Source organism: Brevibacterium sp. SIMBA_078, from assembly GCF_046534565.1.
GTDB lineage: Bacteria > Actinomycetota > Actinomycetes > Actinomycetales > Brevibacteriaceae > Brevibacterium.
In genome coordinates this window covers 611916-636873 of the sequence record NZ_JAWRYQ010000002.1, presented here as the reverse complement: position 1 = coordinate 636873, position 24958 = coordinate 611916, and the positions used below count along the sequence as shown (strand labels likewise).

Sequence of the window (24958 nt, the reverse complement as noted above, 5' to 3'; positions counted from 1 at the left end):
AGTTATCGTTATGGCAATCGGGTTGACAGAAAACTTAATCAATGACCGAATTTGTCTGTGCAAGCGAAAAGAGTAGTCTTCTCTTTCGAGCTATCCGAACCATTTCTTTTCGGCCCCGGCATAGGTGCCGTCATGCTGGGTGATACGCAGCCAAGTGTTGAGGTATTCAAGCATCTGGTCGTCGCCTGAACGTATTGCATAGCCCTGTTCGTTGAAGTTCAAGGGTTTGTCCGGGTTGACGGCGCAGAGTTCCGGTTCTTCATGGGCTACCCACTTGGTCTCTGGTGCGTCGGTCACCATGACATCGGCCTCGCCTTTGATGATCTGGTCGAAGATCGTATTGTTGTCGTCCCATTTGATGACCTTGGCCTCGGGAAAGTGCTCCGCGGCGAACTCTTCGTTGGTGCCACCTTTTGGCGTGATGACTTCAACATCGTCATCGTTGATCTTGTCAATCGAGTCGTACTTGTCCACCTTCCCACACTGGGTGATGGGAGTCTTACCGTCCTGCGCGGTCGGATCCGACATATACAGTTGTGCGGCCCGCTCTGTGGTGATAGAGAGCCCTCCCATGCCTATGTCGCACGCGCCTTTTCGAATCTTAGATGGGAATTCGTCCCAGCCGATTTTGACGAATTCTGGTTTCGCGTCGAGGTCGTCGGCGAAAGTGCGACCCATGTCGACGTCAATGCCCGACCATTCCTTCGCCTTCGGGTCGAAATAGGTGAAAGGACGGTAGTCCCCGGTAGTACAGATCTTCACGACTCCCGACGATTCGATTCGGTTCAATGTCGGAAAAGACCCCTGCGACTCTGCCGGCGTCGAATCTTCGGCTGCGTTCTGATCGGATGCGCCAGTTGATGTACACCCGGCAAGAGCAAGTGCGACCGCACAGAATCCAGCGATGGTGGGAGCGAACTTACTTGTGAAATGCATGACTTCGATGTCCTAGATGTGGCTGGCATGCCGGTTCGGCGGTTCATGTCTGAGTAAAGTCTAGCCCGATGCATCGGGGAGACGGGTTAGTCTATCTGCGGTCAGGAAGGCGACCGATCTCATCCGCATGGCAGTTCCCACCTCCGCCGATGCCGGTGCCCATAGCCGACGGCCGACGGCACCTGCACCGGCTCATCCGGTGGACGATACCCTCATTTTTGCGCCGAGCGCCGTAGATCGGATCGAAAACGTCGAGATCAGATGAATGAGTGGAGGGAACGCGCATATGCACGGTCCCTTCACTCAATCGACTCAGGCCGAATGGCTCAGATGTCCGAACTGCGGTGCTGGATCAGGAGGCCGCAGATTCCTCTACCGCGGCTGCTGCACGCTGATCCATCGCCGGAGACGTATCGATCCCGCGAGCGTTGAGGCGACGCTTGACGAGCGGCCACACGGCGAAGAGCACCGCAGTGGCGACTAGGCTCGTCCACACCTGTGCCCGGCCGTCCTCGCTGAGGAGCATGATGATGACGACGCCGATGACGACGATGATGAGGAAGATGTTGAGGATCGGCGTCAGCCACGATTTCAAGGTCAGAGCTTCTCGCTCGGCCGGGCTGAGTTTGAGTCGCATGCGCCACTGGGCGAGGGCAATGAAGACATAGACGAAGAGGGCTACGAGACCGCCGGAGTTCATGATGAAGTCGAAGATCCCCGACGCCGGGACGGTGAAGTTGGCGACAACGGCCGCCAGCGCACCGAGGCTCGAAGCGATGAGAGCTGCCACCGGGACGTTCGTCTTCGAGCGCTTGCGGATGAGCGCCGGCGCATACCCTTTGTCGGCCAGGGAGGCGAACATGCGGGAGGCCGAATAGAGGCCGGAGTTGAGCACCGAGATGACAGCGGTGAACAGGACGATTGTCATGATCGCCGAGGCACCTGGCAGACCGAAGAGACCGTAGACATGAGCGAACGGAGCGATCGTATCGGGATCGGGCAGCTCATCCCAGGGAACCGCGGTGACGATGATGAGCACGCCGCCGACGAAGAACAGCATGATCCGCCAGATGACGGTCCGGGTGGCCTGGTTGATGCCGCGAGCCGGATCGACTGACTCGGCCGATGCCATGACGGCGATCTCGGTGCCGAAGTAGCTGAAGATGACGGTGGCCACGCCGATCATCACGGCGCTGAAGCCCATGGGCATGAAACCGCCGTGGTCCCACAGGTTGGATACGGAGTTCGTCGCGTTGGGCCAGGCGCCGAGCACGAAGAGTGCACCGACGATGAGGAAGACGACGATCGTGATGACCTTGATGCTCGCGAGCCAGAACTCGACCTCACCGAAGACGCGGACCGAGAGGACGTTCGTGCCGATGAAGACGATGACGAGGAGGAGGGACCAGAGCCAGGTGGGAATCGCGGGGAACCAGCCTGACATGATTCCGCCGCCGACGACCGCTTCGTAAGCGATGACGCCGACCCAGAAGTACCAATACAGCCAGCCGACGAGGTAGGCGGCCCATCCGCCCAAGGACTCGTTCGCGTACTCCATGAAGGAGCCGACGGCAGGTCGTCGTGCCGACATCTCACCGAGCATCCGCATGGCGAGGAAGACGAGAAGTCCGCCGATGAGATAGGAGAGGATGGCAGCCGGTCCCGTCGAGCGGATGACGTTTCCGGATCCGACGAAGAGGCTTGCACCGATGATGCCGCCGAGCGTGATCATGGTGATGTGCCGGTTGCGCAGCTTGCCGCCCCCAGCGGCGTTGTCAGTGTCAGCACCCGAGTTGTGGGGTTCGCTCATAGAGCTTTCTCCTTGTGAGACCAGGGCTCGGATTTCGCACGAATGCCGAGCCTCCAGGCAGTCACTGTTGAAACTGCCTCCGGGATTCTACACAGAAGTCGCGAGAATCAGATGTCGTCGATCACACGGTGGTCGGCGAATGGAGTCGTCAGCGCAGTATTGTCAATCGTGCCGGTGGGACGCGTGCTCGTCGATCCACGTCCAGCCGGGCGGCATCGGTGCCCAGGCGGCGACATCGCGACCGGATTTCGAACTGTCGGCGAGGACGACGACTGCTCCGGCACGCTCGGCGATGAGCTCTTTCGTCCGCGCTTCGTCGAGACTCGGTTCGCCGAGGCCCCGTGCCGGATCCACGGCATCGGCGCCGAGGAATGCGATGTCGACATGGATGCGCGACAGCGCATGATCGGACAGCGCGCCGGTGGTGCCGTGCGACAGTGTCGAGACTTCGCCGCCGACCATGATCACTGTGGGGCCGGCGGGGTGAGCCAGAGCCAGCGCGATCTCGAGTCCGCGAGTGAACACGGTGAGCTCTTTGCGGTCCCTGATCCGCTCGGCCAAACGCACGGTCGTCGAACCGGCGTCGAGGAAGACGGTGCGCACTCGGGCGTCGTCGAGTCGTTCGAGCGCTCGTGCGGCGATCATGTCCTTCGCCTCCGCCTGCTGCTCCATCCGCTCGCCCAAAGGCGGTTCGACATAGCCGGCGGCTGTGGCTCCGCCGATGGTGCGGATGATCTCGCCGTCGGCGGCCAACTCACGCAGGTCGCGGCGGATCGTCGATTCCGAGGTCTCGAGTTCCTCGGCCAGGCGAGGGATGCTCCACGAACCAGTTTTGAGCAGGCCGAGAATGGCTTCGCGGCGGCGCTGGGTCCCCGAGCGGATCGCCATCTGTTCTCCCTCTCCTTCGGCAGTGATCCGGCCGCAGCGACGCCGCGGCCGGAGATACGACTCAGCCTACTGCGGCAGGTACTCCGCGCGGATGCCGTCGACGAACGGAGCGTAGCCGATGGCCGCGCGGTAGGCCGAGCGCATGGTGCCCGCATCGGCGATTCCCTGACCGGCGATGTCGAAGGCGGTTCCGTGATCGACGGACGTGCGCAGGATCGGCAGTCCGACGGTGACCGAGATGGTGCCGTCGAAGTCGAAGGTCTTCGATGCGATGTGCCCCTGATCGTGGTACTGCGAGAGGATTCCGTCATAGCGGCCGGTCAGCCCTTGGTGGAAGACAGAATCCGCCGGGATCGGTCCGGCGACTTCGAAGGCGCCACCCGCATTGACCTTCTCCACGGCCGGGCGGAGGATCTCGATCTCCTCGTCGCCGAAGGCACCGTTCTCGCCACCGTGGGGGTTGAGCGCGGCGACGGCCAGTCTCGGCGAGGCGACGCCGTAGAGCTGGAGGGCACGGTGGGCGCGTTCGATGGAGTCGATCTGTGTGTCCACGGTCAGGGCGTCGAGAGCCTTGCGCAGGGACATGTGGCGGGTGGCGAAGAAGATCTGGAGTTTGTGGTCGGGGACCTTCGTGTTCTCCACGACGAACATCGTGTCCTGCTTCGTCACTCCGGTCAGCTCACCGAGCATTTCGGTGTGCCCGAGGTGCTGCGAACCGGACTTCCATACGGCTTCCTTGTTGATGGGGCCGGTGACGATGCCGGCGATCTGCTGATCCATGGCCGCCTTGGTGGCGAGCTCGATCGCGGCCACCGAAGCCTTGCCGGCGCGGGCATCGACGACTCCCCAGTCGGGAAGGTCATCCCCGAGAACGCCGATATCGAAGACGTCGATGACGCCTTCACCCGCCGACGGGGTCGACCAGTCGGAGATGGAGCGCAGTTCGACGTCGAGTCCGAGGACGTCGACGGCCCGTTTCATCACGGCCAGATCCGCCACAGCGATTCCGTGCTGGTCGTCTCTGCCGGCGAACTCCGCAAGCACCGTGGCGGTGATCTCCGGTCCGATTCCGACCGGGTCACCCACGGTCACGGCGAGTGCTGGTGCTGTCATTTCTGTCTCCTCAGATGGTTAGGATGGATGTCGGTGGGTGGGGTGGTGGGGTCGTCGTGCACGATTCAGTCTCGCCTGACGCGAGTAGTCGTCGACAGGAATTCGAGGCAGTCGACGGCGGTGCCGGTGTCGCCGATGAGCCCGCCTTTCGTGACGATCGGCAGTCCGTCAGCGCTTCCGCCGACGAGGCGACCGCCCACGGCCAGAGGCACGATCTCCTTGTCGATCTCCATCCCCATCGCACCGAGCTCGCGCATCACCGTGGCGGTGACGTCCCCGCCGGTGGTGTAGAGGCCGGAGACCGGGATGGCGGACATGATCGCCGAGGCGATCACTGCCAGGCGCCGTGTCGTCTCTTCGGATTCAGCATCGGTGAGGTCGCGCAGGTCGCTGGTCTCGAGGACGGTGGCGATGATGATCGCCCGCGCCGAGGCGGTCCGATCGATGAGGCCGAGTGTGGCCTCGACATCGGGCAGTCCCGCATCGTCCAAAGGTGCGCGCAGGACCGTGATCGTGGGGTCTTCGGCCACTGCTGCGAGCTGTGCACGGGTGACCTCAGTGGCCGATCCCGAAATGCCGAGCAGAATGCCGTCGGCGCGAGTCGGCAGCCGAGACCGAGCCAGGGCGAGGCTGCCCGGTCCGGGGTCGATGGTCACCCAGTCCAACCGCTCTCCGTCGGCCAGACCTGCCCGGTCACGGATGTCGGGGGAAGCCGCCTCGGCGAGTTCGTTGCTGATCTCGGCGATGACGGACCCGACGAGGTCGATGTGGTCGGTGGTCAGGGCATCGGCGATGAGCACGTCGGTCCCTTCTCCGATGGCGTCGAGTACGGCGGTGCGGATGGCGTCACGGCCGGCCAGCACCGTGGCGATATCGATGAGGCGGCTGGTGAGTTCCGTGCCGGCGGCGAGGATGTCCTCGATGACGGAGGTGCGCATGGGGGAGCGGACGTCATGGGCGAGCTCGGTGTGTTCGAGCAGTCGGCCGCCCAGCAGCTGTCGCCCCTGTACGGTGGTTCTGCCGGCGGCAGGGAACGCCGGCACGCACAGGCCGAGTACGCGATGCTGGGGACCGTCGGTCGCGGCGAGAGACCGTCTGCGCGCCGAAATGGCGGCGGCCGCTGCCGGTCCGACATTGCCGCGCAGGGTGGTGTCGATTCGGCATGCCACGAGGTCGACGGTCCCGGCGGATTCGATGAGTGCGGTGTAGAGCTCACTTGCCTGCTGTGCGGGCAGGTGCCGGGAGTCGGTGTTGACCACGACCGCGTCGAAGTCATCGAGCAAGCCGCTGAGGTCGACGCCGCCAGCCGGGCTGGTATCGGTGACGGTGATCGGCCGCAGCCCCGCCTCGGCGAACAGAGCTCCGCACGCATTTCCGCCGGTGAGGTCGTCGGCGACGATGAGGATGCGCGGGCTCGCCGGCGTCGAGGCGGCGGCTGCGGTCGTTTCGGAACCGGACATGTGGGAGGCGCTCATACGACCAAGTCGAGCACGAACAGCAGCGGAAGGGAACAGATCCACACGGCGGTGGTGATTCCCGACCAGCCCTTGATGGCGTTGATTCCGTCGAGGCCGGTGAACCGGGTGACGACCCAGAAGTAGGAGTCGTTGAAGTAGGAGAAGACCATCGAACCGGCGGTGCAGGCCATCACGGCCACGAGCGGGTCGAGCCCCAGCGGGGCGATGAGCGGAGCCGTCACCGAGGCAGCGGTGATCATCGCGACCGTGCCCGATCCCTGAGCCAGACGCACGAGCGAGGCGATGAGGAACGGGACGAGGAGGGCCGGCAGGCTGATCGAGGCGATCGCCTCGGCGAGGGCGTCACCGACGCCCGATTCGCGCAGCACCAGACCGAAGCTGCCGCCGGCGCCGGTGATGAGCAGGATGAGTCCTGCCGAGGCGGCGCCGTCGGCCAGCCAGCTCTGAACCTGATTGCGTGGGGTCACGCGGGGCAGAAGCGTGTAGACGGCGAGGACGAGGCCGATGATCAGAGCGACGACGGGGTTGCCGAGGAAGGCCAGAGGCGCGACCCAAGCGGAGGGCTCGTAGGCATCTCCGGCAAGTTCTCCCTGAGCGTTCTTGTCGATCGCCGTGCTCACGGTGTTGGCGACGATGAGCAGCAGCGGGACGATGAGGGGCAGGAAACCGAGGAAGGCGCCGGGCTTCTTACCGGTGCTCGGGGTGGAATCGGTGCCGGCGGAGTCTCCGCCTTCGGCGGTGAGGACGCTGCCGCCAGCGGATCCGGATGCTGTGTCGACGACCGCCTCGGTGTAGACATCATGCTTGACCTGGGCATTGAGGACAGGTTCGAGTTTCGGCCCGATCCAGCGGGCGTAGATGACGACCACGGGCAGAAGGATGACGGTGAAGACGATACCGGCGAGGATGACGGCGCCGATATCGGCACCGAGGATGCCGGTGGCCGCAAGTGGGCCGGGCGTCGGCGGCACCATGTGGTGCGTCAGCGTCATTCCGCAGCCGAGAGCCAGGGCGAGGGTGACATAGCCGCCCTTCTTCACGCGGGCGATCGAGCGGGCCAGCGGGTTCATGATGACGTATCCGGAGTCGCAGAAGACCGGGATGGAGACGAGGGAGCCGACGGTGCCCATCGCCCAGGGCTCCCGGCCCTTGCCGAAAGCGCGCAGGAAGGCTCGAGCCAATGAGTCGGCGGCGCCGGAGACTTCAAGGATCTTGCCGATGCCGACACCGAGACCGATGACGATGCCGATGCTGGCCAGGGTGTCACCGAAGCCCGTGGTGATGGAGTCGATGATGGAGAGCAGGTCCTGACCGGCGACGATGCCGGTGACGACGGCTGCCAGGAGCAGAGCGATGAAGGCGTCGAGCCGGGTCGCGAGCACGATGACGACGATCGTCGCGATTCCGGCGATCAGCGCCAGGATGAGTTGCAGGTCCATATGGTCCTCCGCAGTGAGGCCGGCTCAGGGAGCCAGGGTGTGTGGTTCTCAATGGCTTCGAGCTGACGTGCGATGCCCGCAAGGCAGTCGGCGATCAGCATCGAAGTTGAACAGTATGAGCAAGTATGTGTCATAGATGCGCATACATGCAATGTTGAGTGTGTGGGCGTGTTCCTCCTGGCTCGGTGAATGCACTGAGGAGCACGGTCCGGATAGGCTTCGTCACGAAGGCGCGAAGACTTCGTCGCGCGGCTCTGGCAGCGAACCGCTCGAACTCCGCGCAGTCGGATAGCCGGGAGGAGGCCGTCGCAGTTGGCATGGAGTACTCGTGAATTGGCGGATCTGGCCGGTACGACGGTCAAGACGGTGAGGCATTACCACGGTCGCGGACTGCTGGCCGAGCCGGAACGCGCGGCGAACGGCTACAAGCAGTACCGTGCCGAGCACCTTGTGCGGCTGCTGCAGATCAGGCGGCTGAGCGAACTCGGCTTCTCGCTCAACCAGATCCGTGACTTCGATCCGGCGTTGGACATCGATGGCTCCGGACCGACGGAGCGGGCCGGCGAGCAGGGCGCGGCCGTGGAACCGATGCATTCGACCCTGGTGGCGCTAGACGAGGAGTTGGCCGCAGACATCGCTCGCCGACAGCAGATGCGCGACGATATCGCCGCCATACTCGAGCACGGCATCGCCGTGGACCTTCCGAGCGGATTCGGTGCCGTCAGAGGCGCTCTCACCGAGGCGGATCGGGGGCTGCTGCTCGTCTACTCCCAAGTCCTCGACGAGAAATCGATCGCCTCGCTGAGAGCGATGCTCGCCGAAGTGAATTCGACCGAGGCATCTCGAGAATTTCAGCTCCTCCCCGCGGATGCGGACGAACAAGCGCGCAGGGAGCTGGCTCTGCGCTATGCTCCGCAGGTCAAGGCCATCGGCGAGAAGTACGGATGGGCGGATCTCCTCGACGACGTTCCGCGTCGGAAGCGCAGGCGGATGCAGCAGACGATCGGTGAGGCCATGGTCCGGCTCTGCAATCCCGCTCAGATCGACGTGCTGGTGCAGGTTGAGGAGATCAATGGGACGGCGGGCGAGGTTCGAGCACCGGCCGAGTCCGAAGAAAGTTCTGACTGAACCCTTGACCCTGCCCTTAGGGCACAGTTTCTGCTGGGGGTGTCAAGCAGTTCGGAGCACTACGGAAGGACCGAGTCATGCAACTCCAGATCGACACCTCAGTTCAATCGCCCAACCGGGCCAACCGCCCCGGCTGGTCCGAGATGATCGTCGGACTCATCGCCTATGTGTTCGCATTCGGTGTGGTCTTCCTCATCCTCAAGATGATCCCCGATGATCTCTCCGAGCTGGGCGGCGTCATTCAGCTTGCGCTGTCCGGGATCATGGGACTGGCCGCATTCGCCGCCGCCTTTGCGATCAAGCGCCGCGGACTCGCCGCCTTCGGGCTGCAGAAAGCGTCCTGGAAGTCGCTTCTCCTCGGAGCCGGACTCGGCGTGGTCTGCTGGATCCTCGGCGCGATCGTCTCGCTGATCACCTACTCGATCAACGGGGGAATCGAGAACGTGCAGGGCGACTATCAGGCTGCCGCCGCCGGTGGAGTGCTCGCGGTCATCGGCACGGTGATCATGGGGTCAATACTTACCCCACTCGGCGAAGAGCTCTTCTTCCGCGGTGTGCTCACATCGGGGCTGCTGCGGTTCGGGCCGTGGATCGGCATCGTCGTCAGCGCAGCGATCTTCGCTCTCGCTCACGGAATCAACCCCGTCCTTCCCGTTGCGTTCATCGTCGGAGTCATCAACGGAATTCTGTTCCACAGGACCGGATCGGTCTGGCCGGGAGTCGTCTCCCATGCCTTCAACAATGCCTGCGCGGCATTCGTCCCCGTGGTTCTTGCCGTTTCCCTGGGCTGACGGAGGGCTGGAGTGCTTCTCGTCGTGTGCTCAGCCACGCGGGTCGACGATGATCTTCACGTGCTGCTCGTTGTTGTTGATGAGTTCGTCGAAGCCGCCAGAGATGAGCTCATCAAGGCCGATGCGTGCGGTGATGAATGCCGAAAGATCGATGGTTCCGCTGGAGGCGAGTCTGATCGTCTCGGGATGGTCACCGGAGTAGCCGATCGTCCCCCTGAGGTCGATCTCTTTGAGGACAAGCTTCGGCATGTCGACTTCGGGCTTATGTCCCCAGATGGAGACGTTGACGATGACGCCGCCGGGTCGGACGGCGTCGATAAGCATGTCAAGCACTACGGGGACGGAGGAGCATTCGAATCCCACGTCGGCTCCTCGCCCACCCGTGCGCTCGCGGACGGTACTTGCGACGTCGGATTCACGCGGGTCGAAAACCTCGTCGGCAACTCCTGTCGACAGGGCCATTTCCTTCCGCGCCTCAGAGACTTCGGAAATGTAGACGGTCAGCCCCTTGGCTTTGAGGACGGCTGCAGTGAGGAGGCCGATCGGACCTGCGCCGCCGACAACGGCGATCTGGCCGGCTCCAGCTTCAGATCGCACAACTGCATGGTGCGCGACTGACAGCGGTTCGATCAGTGCAGCTTGATCGAGCGGAATGTCGCCGATGGGGTGCACCCAGCGACGCTGGACGACGATCTTCTCCGCCAGCCCGCCACCGCGGCCGCCGAGGCCGATGAAATTCATATCCTTTGACAGCTGATAGCTCTGGCCGGGGCCGGTGTCGACGTCGTCGGCAATGATGTAGGGCTCGACGACGACGTTCTGGCCGACCTCCAGATCGCTGACTCCGTCACCGAGTTCGGTGATCGTGCCGGAGAACTCATGTCCCATAGTCACCGGCGCGGATTCGCCGGAGATCGGGTGAGGGTGGCCCGACGGTGGGACGAAGATCGGCCCTTCGAGGTATTCGTGGAGGTCGGTTCCGCAGATCCCGCACCATGCCACGTCGATGGCGACCGTGCCCGGCAGCAGTTCGGGCTCTGGAATATCGTCGATCCGGATGTCTTTGCGTGCGTGGAACCGTGCTGCTCTCATGCTGAGTCCTTTCATGAGGCCTATATGAGCCGTTCGGCGTTCTTCGAGGCTAGAGCCCTTGCGCCATGAGAGCCAGGGTTGCATGGGATTGCACGTGAAGGGAATCACCGTTGATTTATACCCCAAGGGGGTATATGTTCGAGTTATGGACAACCAGCAGAATCATCAGCATATGCGGCCCGATGAAGCGGGGCATTCCGGGCATGTTGAGGCCATGGACCATACCGATCACGTTCAGCATGACCACGACGGACATGGCGAGCACTCCGGTCACGGGGGCCACCCGGGGCAGGGCGGCCACGGTGGCCACGAAGGCCACGAAGGCCACGGCGGGCACGAAGGGCATGCGGGTCATGGCGATCACGTCGCGCAGTTCCGCCGCCTGTTCTGGATCATGCTCGTCATCGCTGTGCCCGTCGTCGCATTCAGCCCGATGTTCGGCCACCTCGTCGGCTATGAGATTCCAGAAACCGGCATCCTCGGTGCACTCCGATGGCTCGCGCCGATCCTCGGCACCGTCATGTACGTCTGGGGCGGCAAACCCTTCCTGACCGGCGGCCTCGACGAGATCAAGGGGCGCAGCCCAGGAATGATGCTGCTCATCGCCTTGGCTATCACGGTCGCCTTCATCTCCTCCTGGGGCTCGTCGTTGGGTCTGCTCGATCCGCAGCTCGACTTCTGGTGGGAGCTGGCTCTGCTGGTCGTGATCATGCTCGCCGGTCACTGGATGGAGATGCGCTCTCTGGCACAGACCACCTCGGCGCTGGACAGCCTCGCCGCACTGCTGCCCGATGAAGCGGAGAAGATCGTCGATGGGGAGACGGTGAGCATCGCGCCGGGCGAGCTTGTCGTCGGTGACATCGTCCTCGTCCGTCCCGGCTCCTCGGTTCCCGCCGACGGTCGGATCATCGACGGTTCGGCCCATATGGACGAATCCATGGTCACCGGAGAGTCCGCCACGGTCCGACGAGGCGAAGGCGAACCCGTCGTGGCAGGCACCGTCGCCACGGATTCCGGACTCCGGGTCGAGATCACCGCGATCGGTGATGACACCACGCTGGCGGGAATCCAGAAGCTGGTCTCCGACGCTCAGAACTCTTCGTCGCGTGCTCAGCGCATCGCCGACAAGGCTTCGGCTTGGCTGTTCTGGTTCGCTCTCGGCGCTGCCGTGATCACCGCGGTCGTCTGGTCGCTCATCGGTATGCCGGACTCGGCGGTCGTGCGCACGATCACCGTGCTCGTCATCGCCTGTCCCCACGCCCTGGGCCTGGCCATTCCTCTGGTCGTGTCCATCGCCACCGAGCGCGCGGCCCGTGCCGGTGTCCTCGTCAAGGACCGGCTCGCACTCGAGACGATGCGCACGGTCGATTCCGTGCTCTTCGACAAGACCGGCACCCTGACGAAAGGTGAGCCGACGGTCACCGGCATCGAGGCTGTACCGAGCGCTGGGACCGCGCGGACCGAGGATGAATTGCTCGGTCTGGCCGCCGCGGCCGAAGCCGACAGCGAACACCCATTGGCCACCGCCATCGTCAAGGCAGCCGCTGCGCGAAGGATCGACGTGCCGACAGCGTCCGACTTCTCCTCATCACCCGCGGTCGGTGTCAGAGCCGTCATCGCTGGCGAAACGGTCGAGGTCGGTGGGCCCAGGCTCCTCGAAGCGCACAATGCCCCCGAGGCGAAGGCCGCGGGGGCCTGGAGAGCCGAAGGCGCCATCATCCTCCATGTGCTCGTCGACGGAGCCGTTGTGGGTGCACTGCGGTTGGCCGACGAAATTCGGCCGGAATCGCGCGATGCCGTCGATGCCCTCCACGCCATCGGCGCGCAGGTCGTGATGATCACCGGAGACGCCGAGGCGGTCGCGCAGTCGGTTGCCTCCGAGCTCGGCATCGACCGTGTCTACGCAGGTGTCCATCCCGCTGACAAGGCGGCGAAGGTCTCCGAGCTGCAGGGGGAGGGTCGCCGTGTGGCGATGGTCGGTGATGGCGTCAACGATGCGCCTGCTTTGGCGCAGGCCGATGTCGGCATCGCCATCGGGGCCGGAACCGATGTGGCCATCGGCTCTGCCGGAGTCATCCTCGCCTCCGACGATCCGCGTTCAGTACTCTCCATCGTCGAGCTTTCTCGCGCGACTTACCGGAAGATGAAGCAGAACCTGTGGTGGGCGGCCGGATACAACCTGCTGTCGGTGCCGTTGGCGGCAGGAATCCTCGCTCCCATCGGGTTCGTCCTGCCGATGAGCGTGGGCGCGATCCTGATGTCGATCTCGACGATCGTCGTCGCCCTCAACGCTCAGCTGCTGCGCCGACTCGACCTGCATCCGCAGGCGGCTGTCGAGCGAGTGCATTCCAAGAGCTGATCTCAGCGGAGGCAACTGAGGCGGGTGATGCCGATGAGCATCACCCGCCTCAGCGTGTTCTGACCGGTGGAGCTAATCGCACCGGCGGAGTGTCAGCGCGCCAGCGTCTCGTCGATGGAGCTGGTCCCGGTGGCCAGAGTGACCTGCGTGCCCCACGGGTCGACGACTCGCACCGAACGTCCGTCATCGGCGAAATCGAGGCTGTGCGCACGCAGACGCGCGACCAGGGCATCGAGATCCTCGCGGCCGGGAACGGTGATCGCCACGTCCCCGAGACCGAGGCTGGCCGCCCGCGGACCGGCACCGCGGCTGTTCCAGGTGTTCATGGCCACGTGGTGGTGGTATCCGCCGGCCGCAGCGAAGAGGACACCGGGCATCGACGACAGCGACGGCTCGAAGCCGAGGGCATCGACGTAGAATTCACGGGCCTGCGGAATGTTGCCGACCTGCAGGTGGACGTGGCCGACGATTCCGGGCTCGGTGGCGGTGTTCGCGAGGACGTCCTGGTTGAGGTGGCGTTCGAGGAAGCGGTTCGGATCGAGGTAGAGCGTGTCCATCTGGACCTCACCGTCGAGTGAGTGAGTCCATTCCGAACGGGCTCGGTCAATGTAGAGCTCGATGCCGTTGCCTTCGGGGTCGGTGAAGTAGAAGGCCTGGCTGACCAGGTGATCGCTGGAGCCGACGAAGGTGCTGTTGGTGTTCTGCGCGGCGTGGGCGACCGTGGCTGCCAGAGCTTCCTTGGTGTCGAACAGGAACGCGGTATGGAAGAGCCCGGCCTGCTTGGGGTCGACGCCGGGCAGGTTCGGGGCAGCCACGAGTTTGACCAGGGGGGTGGTGCCGCGACCGAGCACGCGGTGGACCTCGCCGTCGCGAGAGGTCTCCTCGAGGGGCTTCATGGCGAGGGCGTTCGAGTAGTAGTTCGACATCTTCTCGAGATCGCCGACGCGCAGGGTCACGGCGTCCATTCCGGTTGCCGCGCTCAGTCGCCTCTCATCGACGGCGGGAGTCTGCAGGTCGGTGGAGGTCGGTGCCTGGGTGGGTGTGGTGGTCATGCTGTTCTCCTGAACGGATCGGCTGTTGTCTCGAGTGTAGATCAATTTAGTTTAAGATTCAACTAACAGAACGAGGAATCTGTTCCCGATCGGCGCCGAGGCGACTCGGATCCCTCTTGAGCACCGCGATCTATGCAATCGAGGCGATGCGGTACCAGCACGCGCCCGCCGATAGGCTGGTGCCATGAGGTTCGAATCGAAGTCCGCCCCTGCTCTCACCATCGCTGGGCTCCTGACCGCAGCACTCATCAGTCTCAGCGGCTGTGGCTCCGATTCCGGCTCAACATCGGATCCCGAAATGACGCCGACGGCGACACTGGATGTCGTAGAGCAGGGTTTCGATTCCCTCGACGAGCTCTCGGATTATGTGGGGCAGTCCTTGGACGGGGTCGAGGTGAGTCTCGAATCTGAGACGAACCCCGACTTCAACCAGGAGACCGAACCCGAACGCCTCCATGTCCACTTCGCCTCGACCGAGGACAAAGTCAAGGACTTGGAAGCCACGGCGTTCATCGTCCAGGCGACGTCACGGGCGGGCTTCGACTATGACATCCTCGTGGTCACCGGGGTCGTGTCGGCAGGGGAGTGGGCGTACCTCTACGACCGGTCGACTGTCGAGCAGCTCACCGCTGATGGTCAGATCGATGTTGCCGACATCTGGGACTCCGCCGAACAGAGCTTCGACACCATTCACCGCTGAGTCTCTGCCGCCTGCTTCTCGACGGCGACACCGTCGGCATCGGCGAAGATCATCGCTCCCGGGCGGATCGGCGCGCCGCCGATCTCCACGGTCACGTCGATCTCACCGGCACCGTCCTTCGCGCTCTTGCGCGGGTTGCTGGCCAGAGCCTTGATCCCGAACTCCATCTCGGCCAGTGCCTCACGGTCGCGGACGGCACCGTTGATGACGACACCGTTCCAGCCGTTTCGGACTCCCGCCTCGGCGATCATGTCACCCATGAGGGCGGTGGCGATCGATCCGTCACCGTCGATGACGAGCACGGCGCCGTCGCCGGGCTGGTTGAGTGTCTGCTTGACCAGTCCGTTGTCCTGGAAGCAGCGGATGGTGCGGGCCGGTCCGGAGAACGACGTTTTGGCACCGAAATCGCCGAAGTTCAGGGCGATCGAATAGAGCTCGTCGCCGCGTTCGTCCCACAGGTCTGCTGTCGAAACTGTCATCTGTGTGCCTTCCGTTGGTGGTGGGAGCTGAGTGGTGCTCAGGCGAACGCCTGGGCGCGGGCGTAGAGTCCGGGGACTCCGCCGGAGTGGATGAAGACGACCTTGTCCTCGGAAGAGAAACGGCCGGATCTGATGAGGTCGATGAGGCCAGCGGCTGCTTTGCCGGTATAGACCGGGTCGAGGACGATGCCCTCGGTGCGGGCGAAGAGACGCACAGCCTCGACCATCCCGCGGGTCGGCAGAGCGTATCCCGTCCCGACATAGTCGCCGAGTCCCACTGTGGCGTCGCGAGGGACTGGGGTCAGATCGAGGAAGTGCGCCGTGGAATCGACGAGGTCGACGATCTTCGGTTCCTGCTCCGCCTGTGTCCGGCTGACGTTGATGCCGATGACCGGGTCGTCGCTTCCTGCGCTGTGGAGGCCGACGATGAGTCCGGCCTGCATTCCGGCCGAACCGCTGGGCGTGACGATCGTGGGCGAATCCAGCCCCGCCTCGGCGAATTGGTCGAGGATCTCAACAGCACAGTCGACGTAGCCGAGCGCACCGATCGGATTCGACCCGCCCACCGGGATGACGTAAGGCTTCCTGCCCTCGCCGCGCAGCTTCTCGGCCAGATTCTCAGCCTCTCCGAGGAGGTCGGCCCCGTGGCCGAGCACCGTGACCGAATCCGCGCCGAGGAGGTCGAAGAGCAGGAAATTTCCCGTGTACTCCGGCGGGTTCGACCCTGCTGGGCCGAGGGTGCTGCCGTCAGGTCCGAGGTCCTCTTCGACGATGAGGTGACAGTCGAGACCTTCGACGCGTGCAGCCGACAAGGTCAGCCGACAGTGATTGGACTGCACTCCGCCGACGGTGATGAGCGTGTCCGCGCCCTGATTCAGGGCATCGGCGATGAGGAACTCGAGCTTGCGCGTCTTGTTGCCGCCCTGGGTCAGCCCCAGCTGGTCATCGCGTTTGATCCAGATCTGCGGTCCGCCGACCTCGGCGGACAGGCGCTGCAGATGTTGGAGGGGCGTCTGACCCTCGGTGTAGCTGCGGCGTGGGACTTCGTTCAGTGCGACCATGATTCCCGAGTCTACCGAGCTGGTCAGCCTTGCTGACAAGACGCCGACCAGAATTCGGGCAACGGGACGGCACCAGGTCGCCCTCAGCCGACGAACTCGACCTCTCGGACAGCGTCGCCGTCCTTGCCCGCGGCGGCCGCGTTTCTCACCGTAAGGTTCATGACGTCATATGTGTCCAGGTTCGTGTAGGACACCCAGGTGTATCCCTTGCCGGAATCGGCTGACGTGCGATGCCAGCGTTTGGCGTGACCGTCGTTGTGCTCGGCGAGGGCCGCGACGACGTTCTTCGTGGCGAGCTGATCCACGACCACGGCATCACCGATGCCGTAGGCGGTGATCAGTCTGTCCGCGTAGTTGACAGCACTCTTCGGGTGTCCCGAACTCTGGGGTGCCTGAGCGGCACTGGATTCGGGTGGGGAATCGGCGGAGGCCGATGCCGGACCGACTGCGAGACCGAGGGACACGAGGCCGGCAAATGCGGCGACGCCCCACTTTGCGGCGCGAGTGCTGATGAAGGCGGGCATGGTGACTTCTCCTCTTCCAGATCAGGAACATTGCTGGAATCGAGTATCGTCAGCCCAGGTGAGAGCCACTTGCTCGAATCTGAACAGAAGCTGAGATGCCGAGTCGCAAATGCGGAAGTTCTATTGCGTTCCTATGACATCTCCGAGACATTCGGCCAGAAGGAGCCTTGTCTGAATCTACGAGCTCGGGAGTGTGACAGATTCACTGAGCTTACGGAACCGAATCGTGATCCCTGTCGGTCTTGTCCATCCAGTCCTTGCCGTCGAGGATGCGGGCGACCATCATCGAACTCGCCTGATCGCCGACAGCATTGACCGTGGTGGCCGGAGGATCGATGACGGTTCCGATGATCTGGATGATCGGCAGCGCCGCGGCCGGGAAACCGTAGAGGGTGATGATCATGAGCTCGCCGATGAAGCCGCCGGAGGGGATTCCGGCCATGACCATTCCGGCCAGCAGCGCCACGGCGATGCCGATGAGGATGTTCTCCAGAGTGAAGAAGTCGCGCTGGAACACGGCAAAGAGGAACGCGATCTTGAGGATCGCCGACAGGCTCGATCCTTCCATGTGGATCGTGGCACCGATCGGCACGATCGTCTCCCGGATATCCCGTGGAACTCCGATCTTCTCTCCGGCGCGCAGGTTCGCCGGGATCGCCGCCACCGAGGAGGACGTGCCCAAGGAGATCGCCGTGGGTTCGAGGATATTGCCCCAGAACCGAGCGACGCCTCGGCGGCCGCCGGCGAGGAAGGAGTAGAACGTGAACGCCAGGATGAAGTAGGCGATCGCCACCGGGTAGTAGACAAGGAAAGCGCGAACATAGTCCCCGACGAGCTGGGAGCCGAGGTCGCCGATGAGAGCGGCGAAGTAGGCACCGAGGCCGATCGGGGCGTAGTACATGACGATCGAGGTGAACTTGAGGAACACCTCGGTGCCGGAGTTGAGGAACTGGGCGAACGGCTTGCCCGCGTCGCCGATCCTGCTGGTGGCGAAGCCGACGATGACGGCGAACACGATGAGTGCGAGCACGTGCTCGGCGGAGAGGATCTTCGAGAAGTCGTCGACGACAACGGTCTGGACGAGCTGGTCGCCGATGGACCCGACGTCCTCGACGTTCTTCGGCTCCTGCATCTCCACCTGGACGCCGTCCGTGGCGTTGAAGATGCGCAGTGCGGCGACCATGACGATGGAGGCGATGATGCCGGTGACGGCGAAGACTCCGAGCATGCTGCCCATGATCTTGCCCAGTCGTGCGGCCGAGGACATTCCCGCGACCGCAGAGGCGATGGAGAAGAACACGAGCGGCACGACGAGAGTGAACATCATGTTGATGAACAGCGTGCCGAACGGTTTGATGACTGTGGCACGTTCCCCGAAGACGAGGCCGATGATCGCTCCGATGACCACTCCGGTGAGGATGAAGAGCGGGAAGCGGTAATTGCGGAGGATCCGCAGGAAACCCGACGACTGCGGCTTCGAATCGGTCGCCTGGGTGGGAGAGGCAGCAGAGGAGGGCATAGGCTCTGCCTTTCATTTCAGCATCGTTGTTCCGCCGACTGGTCGGCGTGGCATCATGGCCCTGGCGATCCTACCTGGGACACAGAGAAACTCGGCACGCGGATAGCCGTGTACCGGGCTGTTGATGTTCGGTCGAGCAGACGAATCAGCTCTCAGGCTGATCGATGATCAGTCGTCGTAGCTCGAGTGGGATTCGTCGACAGCGAGATGAGAACCGTCGGGATTGCGGTAGAGCTTCACTCCCTCGTGTTCAGCCGTGGCTTGCAGCCGTTCTTCGGAGCTGTCTTCTCGGTAGCCGACCTTCTGCCCCTGGCCGATGTTGGCGCTCTTGAACGCCTTCGAGAACTTTTCGATCGTCTCGGCCAACTTCGACGATCGATGCGTTTCTGCGGTCATGATCTTTCGCCCCATTTCCACGCAGATTGTAGAGAGAATTATAGCTCTCGCGGGGGCCGCAACCCAGGGATGAGGAGCGTTTGGCGGACCTCACAAGTGGTCAATAGCCAAACCCTTGCACTGTGAGAAGGTGAATCGCTTTACTTAACGAACGTTTAGCTTTAGTTTGGTCTTGTGACTGAACAGAGCAAAGGCAATGGCGTCTTGACGACTGCGACAGAATCCATCCTCTCCGCCAAGGACATCGAGTTCCAACTCTACGACTGGCTCAAGGTCGACGAACTCTGCGAACGGCCTCGCTTCTCCGACCATTCGCGTGAGGTCTTCGACTCCGTGCTCGACGCCAGCGAGGAGCTTGCCAAGGAGCGGTTCGCGACCCATGCACGCAAGTCCGACCTCAACGAACCGACCTTCGACGGAACTGCGGTGACGCTGATTCCAGAGATCAAGTCTGCGCTTGACCAGTTCGCCGGCATCGGCCTGCTGTCGGCGACGATGGATGAGAGCGTCGGCGGAATTCAGCTGCCGCAGACGGTCGCGAAGGCCTGTTTCGCCTGGTTCCAGGCGGCCAATATCGCGACAGCCAGCTACCCGATGTTGACCATGGCCAACGCCAATCTGCTGCTCGAGTACGGTACCGAGGAGCTGATTGAGAAGTACGTTGTGCCCGAGCTCGACGGCCGCTTCTTCGGCACCATGTGCCTGTCCGAACCCGATGTCGGCTCCTCGCTGGGAGATGTCACGACGAAGGCCGTTCCGGATCCTGCCGGTGGGGGCAACGCCTTCCGCGTCCACGGCACGAAGATGTGGATCTCCGGCGGCGATCACGAACTCTCGGAGAACATCGTCCACCTCGTCCTGGCCCGTGCCGAGGGTGACCAGCCAGGGGTCAAAGGTCTGAGTCTGTTCCTCGTCCCGAAGTACCTCGTCACCGACGATGGCAGCCTCGGTGAACGCAATGATGTCGTTCTGTCCGGGCTCAATCACAAGATGGGGTGGCGCGGAACGACGAACACTCTGCTCAACTTCGGTGAGGGCACGCATACGCCGGCCGGTTCCGCTGGTGCTGTGGGCTACCTCGTGGGGGAGCGGGGCAAGGGTCTGGCCTGTATGTTCCACATGATGAACGAGGCTCGCATCGGTGTCGGAGCCGGTGCGGTTGGACTGGGGTACCACGGGTACCTCGATGCCCTCCGCTATGCCCGCGATCGCCGCCAGGGTCGTCCCGACGGTGCGAAGGGATCCGATGGTGAGCCGATCCCGATTGCGGAGCACTCCGATGTCCGGCGCATGCTGCTGTCGTCGAAGAGCTACGTCGAGGGCGGGCTCGGGCTCATCCTCTATGCCGCACGTCTGCTCGACGAATCCGAAACTGCTGATTCCGAGGCCGAGCGTGATCGTGCGGCACTGCTGCTCGATGTGCTCACCCCGATCGTCAAGACCTGGCCGAGCGTGTGGTGCCTGAAGGCCAACGACCACGCCATTCAGGTGCTCGGCGGAGCCGGATACACTCGCGATCATGACGTCGAACAGCTCTACCGCGACAATCGACTCAATCCGATCCACGAGGGCACGCACGGCATTCAGGCCAAGGATCTCCTCGGCCGCAAGGCCATTATGCAAGGCGGGGCCGGTCTGCAGGTGCTGCTGGAGCAGATGCGGGAGACCCTCGCCGAGGCGGCCGACCGCTCCGATTGGTCCGCTGAGACCGCGGCGCTGACATCAGCCGTCGAGCGTATCGAATCCGTGACCGCCGCAGTGTGGTCGAGCGGGGATCCAACGGTGGCACTCGACAATGCGTGGACCTATTTGGAAGCAGTGGGCCACACGGTCATGGCGTGGCTGTGGCTTCAGCAGGGAATGGCTGCCGAGGTGACCATCGATGAACGTGGCGACTCTGCTTTCCTCAAGGGAAAGATCGCCGCGGCGCGGTATTTCTTCACCCACGAACTGCCGCAGACCGGCCCATGGTTCGATCTCGTGGAGAGCAGGGCGACGACATTCACGGACCTCGACGACTCCTGGCTGTGAGAGCCGTCAGGTTCTGGGGTCAGGTATTCGCTTGTCGGCGATGATGAGCAGTCGTAAGAAGAATCCGCCGATCAGCAGACCTCCGATGAGGTCGGTGGCCCAGTGCCAGCCGAGGGCGAAGGACACGACCACGGAGTTCACGCTGACCGCTGCGACGCCCCAGCACAGCAGGCGCACGGTTCTGGTAGTGACGTTGCTGTAGGTCGCGATGAGGTAGGCGACCGCTCCGTAGATGAGTACGGCTTCGGCCGCGTGCCCTGACGGGTAGCTGATTCCGCGGCCGCCGATCTCGATGAGACCGCCTTGGAAGAACCGCGGGTCATGCAGTGTGGTCGCCGGTCGGGCGAGGAGGACCTTGAGTGAGCCGATGCCGAGGTAGAAGGCTGCTTCGACGGCGATCGCGAAGACGATCGGTCGCCAGGACCGACGTTTGCGCGACAGCACGATCGCGGCGATCGCCAAGACGGGAAGACAGACCGCCTGGCCTGCAATGGGGTCGAGGATGTGCTGAACGAACCAGACGAGATCGGGTTCGAAGAGGTAGAGCCACCGTCGATTGAGCTTGTAGTCCCAGACTCGCAGCGGACCGGCTGCGGCGAATGTGACAACGATGAAAGCGGCGCCCAAGACCCAGAATGAGGTTGCCCAGGACAGCAACCCCTGTGCTCGTTCTGTCCACTGACTGCGATCTGAGGGGTTGCTGATCAGCTTCTCGGATTCCACATAGGGTTCAGCAACCATCAGAGTCGATTTTAGACGGAGTCGACAATCACTTCTGCGGTGAGGGATAAAGAAACGGTGAATTTTGTTCTCTATCCGGTGGTTGCCTTCGACTGCAGCACCTGATGCTGCTCCGCCGCGAACTCAGGTTGCTCGGGAGCGAATCCACTCCTGCGCCAGCGTGTCGTAGCCCGGGTTTCGTCCTGCAAGAGTTCCGAACACTTCATGGTGGGAGGTGCGGTACTAGGACGCAGGCGGCAATTCTGCTCAAATTTCGTCGAGAGCGCGAACTGACCTGCCGGAGATGACTCATTGAGGTTGGCGGTCTGGGCGAGCAAGGTGAGCCGATGCCCGCTGGGATTTGGAACTCGTCAGGTGTACATGTTCGCATTTCCGGTTTATTTCTCAGAATTATTCTGCTTTTGGTTTCATGTGAACCCACTCACACTGGACACAGACCTAAGGAAGGAAGTACTGCAGAATGCCGATCATCGACTCGGAGACGACTATCGGACTTGATCCGTACGGGTTTGCCTCGATGCATCTGAGCCAGGCCGCAAGAGACACACTCGATAATCTACGTGCGGTACTCGCAGAGGAGGTAGCTCCGCTGATGCCTCGGGCCTGGGAATCGGCGTCGATGCCGCCCTCTGTACGCGAGACCCTGGCGTCACTTGACCTCATGCGGCCCGAAGGCGTCGAGGAAGTCGAAGCCGATTCGAGTATGTTCTCCGGCTTCCGTAACTATGTCCTCGCACGCACCGACGTGTCTGTGGCGACGATGTACAACGGCCAGTCTGGACTCTTCCGGGCCACTGTCCGCCACGGCGGCGCGCCCGAGCAGGTCGTAGACCTCGACCCGAAGGTGCGTTCCTTCGCGCTCTCAGGAGCCTTTGCTCTGACCGAGCCCGATCACGGGTCCGACATCGCCGGAGGTCTTGCCACCACGGCGCGATTCGACGAGGAAGCAGGCAACGGCGAAGGCCGGTGGATCATCGACGGCGCGAAGCGATGGATCGGAGGCGCGGCGACGGCGGACCTGATCGCGGTCTTCGCCCGCGACGTCGCGGACTCCCAGGTCAAAGTCTTCCTGGTACCGCGTGCCAGCTGGGGTTTGAGTATAGACACCATGGTCGGCAAGGTCGCTCTGCGTCCAATGGAGAACTCTACGATCAGGTTTGCAGGTGTAGAGGTCCCCGAATCGGCCCGACTGCGTCAGGTGAATTCCTGGCGCGACGTCAACCGAATTCTGCGTGTAATGAGATCGGATGTGGCGTGGATCGCCACCGGTCTGCAGGCGGGAGCCCTTGACGCCGCCCTGGCGTATGTGAAGAAGCGTGAACAGTTCGGCCGTCCGGTCAGCGGCTACCAGCTGGTCCAGGAGAAGCTCGCTCGGATCCTGGGCAATCTCACTGCATCCTTGGGTATGGTCGTCCAGCTTTCGGCACAGCAGGACGCCGGCAACTACGTCGATGTGAATTCTGCCTTGGCGAAGATGCAGACTGCTCGCATGGCGCGTGAATCCGTGGCGCTGGCTCGAGAGGTCCTCGGGGGCAACGGGATCCTGCTCGAGAACGACGCGGCGCGATTCTTCGCCGATGCTGAGGCCGTCTATTCCTATGAGGGTACCCACGAAGTCACTGCGCTCATCGTCGGACGGGCGCTGACGGGGGAATCTGCATTCGTCTGAGCTGCAGACGTGTTCGCCTCGCAATTCCCGGGGCGGCGATGCGATTCCCTTGGTGGGCTCCACTCTCCGGCGAGGACTATGGAAGTGGTGGTCAAGTCATGCCCGGTCCATCCGCACACAAGAGTTGGCAGGGGCCGACAACCTCGATGTCGGCCCCTGCGCCTGCGTTTGATTCGAACTTCTGAGGAGGAGAAACTCCCTAGGGGGCAGAGCTGGTCACGGGCTCCGGCTTTCGATTCGCCTCGACATCGATGCCGCGCATGCCGAGCAGCGCGAGCGCAGCCAGTAGCAGGATGGCGCCGACGAGCACGTAGATTGCCTGCGGGCTCCAGCCTCCGTCGAGCAGAGCGCCGGTGGCTGTCGGAGCGATGATGGCACCGAAGCGTCCGATGCCGATTCCCCAGCCTGACCCCGTCGACCGCATCGACGCTGAGTAGGACTGTGGTGTGAGGACATAGAGACCGGCGATGCAGCCGTTGGTAAACATTCCCACCAGCACACCGAAGATGATGACGATCGCCAGCCACTGTGCAGTGAAGACGAAGACCGCCATGAATATCGCGGCCAGGACAGAGAAGCTCATCAGGACGGTCCGGGTCGACCAGCGTGAGGTGAAGAGTCCGAAGACCACCGAACCGATGGCCCCGCCTACAGTCAGCCCCACAGTGACAACCATCGACAGTGACTCGCTGAGCCCTGTCTCATTCATCAGCCGTGGAGTCCACGAGTTGACGAAGTAGAACCCGAACATGACGATGAAGAAAGTAGCCCAGACGACGAGGGTAACTCGACGATTGCGGCGGTTGAGCAGTGAGCCCACACCTTTGCCGGTGCCTGCACCGGATTCCATATCCGATTCTGTTGCAGAGAGGTCGACCGGTTCATTGTGTCCGAGTTTCGCGGCGATGGTGTCCAGCCGCTTCTGCGCGTTGACCGGCCTCTTGTTGTAAAGGTACGACGCGGACTCTGGCACCAGCCAAATGACGAAGACCAACGACACAATCGTCAAACTGCCGCCGAAGACGAAGACTGACCGCCATCCGAATGCTCCGATGAGGCTGATCATTATGCTGCCGCCGACGGCAGCGCCGATCCCGTAGCCGGCGGCGTAGATGCTGATCGCCAGACCGCGACGGCGACGCGATGCGTATTCGGCCGAGATGACGTTGGTACTGACCAGGATGCCGCCGATGCCCAATCCTGTGATGACGCGCCAGAGCCCGAGCTCAGCAGCCGACGATGAGGTGGCGGTGAAGAACAGCCCGACGGCGTTGACGCCGAGCGCGATCATCATCATGTTCTTGCGTCCGATCCGATCGGCGACCGGACCGAGTACCAGTGCGCCGACCGCCATGCCGAGGAGTGCCGCGCTCATGACAAGTCCCAATGTGGTCCCTGACAGGGCGAATTCGTCGCTGACTTCGTTCGACGTGAATGAGATGGCCAGGACGTCGTACCCGTCGAGTGCATTGAGGAAGGTGCAGATTCCGACGATCAGCCATTGATAGGCCGACATGTGAGAGTTGTTGATTCGTTCTCGTAGATCCACGCATTTCTCCGATTCAGATATATCGGCTGGAGCCGCCTCGCTGCGACATACCTATACCGATAGGCAAATGGTGATGTGGTGCACACTATCAGCGTCCTTTTGCGTCGGCAATGCCCGACTGTCGTCTGTTTGCCTCTGCGGGTGGTGTCGACGACTCCTCTCCATGCGGGTCAAGCAGGAATCGATTGCCTGACGATTTACCT

At 63.0% G+C, this 24958-nt stretch carries 21 protein-coding genes; 6 read left to right on the top strand and 15 right to left on the bottom strand.

What is annotated here, in order from left to right; genetic code table 11:
* Window positions 1-90: 90 nt before the first annotated feature.
* The 6 genes from SB749_RS11260 to SB749_RS11235 form a co-directional block, all read right to left on the bottom strand.
* Window positions 91-936 carry a transporter substrate-binding domain-containing protein gene (locus SB749_RS11260; protein ID WP_410710409.1) on the bottom strand — a complete coding sequence of 282 codons (846 nt, stop codon included), beginning with the start codon at window positions 934-936 and terminating at the stop codon, window positions 91-93.
* A gap of 352 nt (window positions 937-1288) precedes the next feature.
* A complete protein-coding gene (locus SB749_RS11255) occupies window positions 1289-2746 on the bottom strand; it encodes an amino acid permease (RefSeq protein WP_410710408.1) in 1458 nt (485 codons plus the stop codon).
* A gap of 162 nt (window positions 2747-2908) precedes the next feature.
* Window positions 2909-3634: a DeoR/GlpR family DNA-binding transcription regulator gene (locus tag SB749_RS11250; RefSeq protein WP_410710407.1), complete on the bottom strand. Its 726-nt coding sequence runs from the start codon at window positions 3632-3634 to the stop codon at window positions 2909-2911.
* A gap of 66 nt (window positions 3635-3700) precedes the next feature.
* Complete coding sequence (gene pdxA / locus SB749_RS11245; RefSeq protein ID WP_410710406.1) at window positions 3701-4747, bottom strand: 4-hydroxythreonine-4-phosphate dehydrogenase PdxA; 1047 nt, start codon at window positions 4745-4747, stop codon at window positions 3701-3703.
* A gap of 65 nt (window positions 4748-4812) precedes the next feature.
* Window positions 4813-6222, bottom strand: a complete 1410-nt coding sequence (locus SB749_RS11240; protein WP_410710405.1) for a four-carbon acid sugar kinase family protein — start codon at window positions 6220-6222, stop codon at window positions 4813-4815.
* Window positions 6219-7664 (bottom strand): GntP family permease, encoded by a 1446-nt coding sequence (locus tag SB749_RS11235; protein WP_410710404.1) that lies wholly within the window; start codon window positions 7662-7664, stop codon window positions 6219-6221. The genes SB749_RS11240 and SB749_RS11235 overlap by 4 nt, the downstream gene beginning before the upstream one ends.
* Before the next feature lie 333 nt (window positions 7665-7997).
* On the opposite strand from SB749_RS11235, the gene SB749_RS11230 reads away from it, so the two are divergent.
* Window positions 7998-8792 carry a MerR family transcriptional regulator gene (locus tag SB749_RS11230; RefSeq protein ID WP_410710403.1) on the top strand — a complete coding sequence of 265 codons (795 nt, stop codon included), beginning with the start codon at window positions 7998-8000 and terminating at the stop codon, window positions 8790-8792.
* Window positions 8793-8869: 77 nt separating this feature from the next.
* Complete coding sequence (locus SB749_RS11225; protein WP_410710402.1) at window positions 8870-9583, top strand: CPBP family intramembrane glutamic endopeptidase; 714 nt, start codon at window positions 8870-8872, stop codon at window positions 9581-9583.
* A gap of 30 nt (window positions 9584-9613) precedes the next feature.
* Here the strand turns inward: SB749_RS11225 and SB749_RS11220 are convergent, their stop codons facing one another.
* Window positions 9614-10675, bottom strand: coding sequence for a 2,3-butanediol dehydrogenase (locus SB749_RS11220; protein WP_410710401.1), 1062 nt, complete (start codon window positions 10673-10675; stop codon window positions 9614-9616).
* A gap of 214 nt (window positions 10676-10889) precedes the next feature.
* Between SB749_RS11220 and SB749_RS11215 the strand changes: the two genes are divergently transcribed.
* Window positions 10890-13034 carry a heavy metal translocating P-type ATPase gene (locus SB749_RS11215; RefSeq protein ID WP_410710400.1) on the top strand — a complete coding sequence of 715 codons (2145 nt, stop codon included), beginning with the start codon at window positions 10890-10892 and terminating at the stop codon, window positions 13032-13034.
* A gap of 92 nt (window positions 13035-13126) precedes the next feature.
* On the opposite strand, the gene SB749_RS11210 is transcribed toward SB749_RS11215, so the two are convergent.
* On the bottom strand, window positions 13127-14086 hold the full coding sequence (locus SB749_RS11210; protein WP_410710399.1) for a VOC family protein: 960 nt from the start codon (window positions 14084-14086) through the stop codon (window positions 13127-13129).
* A gap of 184 nt (window positions 14087-14270) precedes the next feature.
* Here SB749_RS11210 and SB749_RS11205 point away from each other — a divergent pair, with 184 nt between their 5' ends.
* Window positions 14271-14786, top strand: a complete 516-nt coding sequence (locus tag SB749_RS11205) for a hypothetical protein (RefSeq protein ID WP_410710398.1) — start codon at window positions 14271-14273, stop codon at window positions 14784-14786.
* Here the strand turns inward: SB749_RS11205 and rraA are convergent.
* From rraA to SB749_RS11180, 5 genes are all read right to left on the bottom strand, one after another.
* Window positions 14777-15265, bottom strand: coding sequence for a ribonuclease E activity regulator RraA (gene rraA / locus SB749_RS11200; RefSeq protein ID WP_410710397.1), 489 nt, complete (start codon window positions 15263-15265; stop codon window positions 14777-14779). The two genes, SB749_RS11205 and rraA, sit on opposite strands and share 10 nt — an antisense overlap.
* Window positions 15266-15303: 38 nt before the next feature.
* The gene (locus tag SB749_RS11195) at window positions 15304-16326 is read right to left on the bottom strand and encodes a D-cysteine desulfhydrase (RefSeq protein WP_410710396.1); all 1023 of its coding nucleotides are present in this window, start codon (window positions 16324-16326) and stop codon (window positions 15304-15306) included.
* 83 nt (window positions 16327-16409) lie between these two features.
* Complete coding sequence (locus SB749_RS11190; RefSeq protein WP_410710395.1) at window positions 16410-16850, bottom strand: hypothetical protein; 441 nt, start codon at window positions 16848-16850, stop codon at window positions 16410-16412.
* Between the two features lie 211 nt (window positions 16851-17061).
* Complete coding sequence (locus tag SB749_RS11185) at window positions 17062-18369, bottom strand: dicarboxylate/amino acid:cation symporter (protein ID WP_410710394.1); 1308 nt, start codon at window positions 18367-18369, stop codon at window positions 17062-17064.
* Between the two features lie 168 nt (window positions 18370-18537).
* Window positions 18538-18765, bottom strand: coding sequence for a hypothetical protein (locus SB749_RS11180; protein ID WP_096641259.1), 228 nt, complete (start codon window positions 18763-18765; stop codon window positions 18538-18540).
* 204 nt (window positions 18766-18969) lie between these two features.
* On the opposite strand from SB749_RS11180, the gene SB749_RS11175 reads away from it, so the two are divergent.
* Window positions 18970-20796, top strand: coding sequence for an acyl-CoA dehydrogenase (locus tag SB749_RS11175; protein WP_410710393.1), 1827 nt, complete (start codon window positions 18970-18972; stop codon window positions 20794-20796).
* A 6-nt stretch (window positions 20797-20802) separates the two neighbouring features.
* On the opposite strand, the gene SB749_RS11170 is transcribed toward SB749_RS11175, so the two are convergent.
* A complete protein-coding gene (locus SB749_RS11170) occupies window positions 20803-21537 on the bottom strand; it encodes a phosphatase PAP2 family protein (protein ID WP_410710392.1) in 735 nt (244 codons plus the stop codon).
* Between the two features lie 460 nt (window positions 21538-21997).
* Between SB749_RS11170 and SB749_RS11165 the strand changes: the two genes are divergently transcribed.
* Complete coding sequence (locus tag SB749_RS11165) at window positions 21998-23206, top strand: acyl-CoA dehydrogenase family protein (RefSeq protein ID WP_410710391.1); 1209 nt, start codon at window positions 21998-22000, stop codon at window positions 23204-23206.
* 199 nt (window positions 23207-23405) lie between these two features.
* On the opposite strand, the gene SB749_RS11160 is transcribed toward SB749_RS11165, so the two are convergent.
* Entirely contained in the window at window positions 23406-24722 is a 1317-nt protein-coding gene (locus SB749_RS11160) for an MFS transporter (protein WP_370036210.1), read from the bottom strand.
* Between the last annotated feature and the right edge of the window lie 236 nt (window positions 24723-24958).

Coding starts and splice junctions, on each gene's coding strand:
- SB749_RS11260 (WP_410710409.1), bottom strand. CDS start 936: ATGCATTTCACAAGTAAGTTCGCTCCCACCATCGCTGGATTCTGTGCG.
- SB749_RS11255 (WP_410710408.1), bottom strand. CDS start 2,746: ATGAGCGAACCCCACAACTCGGGTGCTGACACTGACAACGCCGCTGGG.
- SB749_RS11250 (WP_410710407.1), bottom strand. CDS start 3,634: ATGGCGATCCGCTCGGGGACCCAGCGCCGCCGCGAAGCCATTCTCGGC.
- pdxA (WP_410710406.1), bottom strand. CDS start 4,747: ATGACAGCACCAGCACTCGCCGTGACCGTGGGTGACCCGGTCGGAATC.
- SB749_RS11240 (WP_410710405.1), bottom strand. CDS start 6,222: ATGAGCGCCTCCCACATGTCCGGTTCCGAAACGACCGCAGCCGCCGCC.
- SB749_RS11235 (WP_410710404.1), bottom strand. CDS start 7,664: ATGGACCTGCAACTCATCCTGGCGCTGATCGCCGGAATCGCGACGATC.
- SB749_RS11225 (WP_410710402.1), top strand. CDS start 8,870: ATGCAACTCCAGATCGACACCTCAGTTCAATCGCCCAACCGGGCCAAC.
- SB749_RS11220 (WP_410710401.1), bottom strand. CDS start 10,675: ATGAGAGCAGCACGGTTCCACGCACGCAAAGACATCCGGATCGACGAT.
- SB749_RS11215 (WP_410710400.1), top strand. CDS start 10,890: ATGGACCATACCGATCACGTTCAGCATGACCACGACGGACATGGCGAG.
- SB749_RS11210 (WP_410710399.1), bottom strand. CDS start 14,086: ATGACCACCACACCCACCCAGGCACCGACCTCCACCGACCTGCAGACT.
- SB749_RS11205 (WP_410710398.1), top strand. CDS start 14,271: ATGAGGTTCGAATCGAAGTCCGCCCCTGCTCTCACCATCGCTGGGCTC.
- rraA (WP_410710397.1), bottom strand. CDS start 15,265: ATGACAGTTTCGACAGCAGACCTGTGGGACGAACGCGGCGACGAGCTC.
- SB749_RS11195 (WP_410710396.1), bottom strand. CDS start 16,326: ATGGTCGCACTGAACGAAGTCCCACGCCGCAGCTACACCGAGGGTCAG.
- SB749_RS11190 (WP_410710395.1), bottom strand. CDS start 16,850: ATGCCCGCCTTCATCAGCACTCGCGCCGCAAAGTGGGGCGTCGCCGCA.
- SB749_RS11185 (WP_410710394.1), bottom strand. CDS start 18,369: ATGCCCTCCTCTGCTGCCTCTCCCACCCAGGCGACCGATTCGAAGCCG.
- SB749_RS11180 (WP_096641259.1), bottom strand. CDS start 18,765: ATGACCGCAGAAACGCATCGATCGTCGAAGTTGGCCGAGACGATCGAA.
- SB749_RS11170 (WP_410710392.1), bottom strand. CDS start 21,537: ATGGTTGCTGAACCCTATGTGGAATCCGAGAAGCTGATCAGCAACCCC.
- SB749_RS11165 (WP_410710391.1), top strand. CDS start 21,998: ATGCCGATCATCGACTCGGAGACGACTATCGGACTTGATCCGTACGGG.
- SB749_RS11160 (WP_370036210.1), bottom strand. CDS start 24,722: ATGTCGGCCTATCAATGGCTGATCGTCGGAATCTGCACCTTCCTCAAT.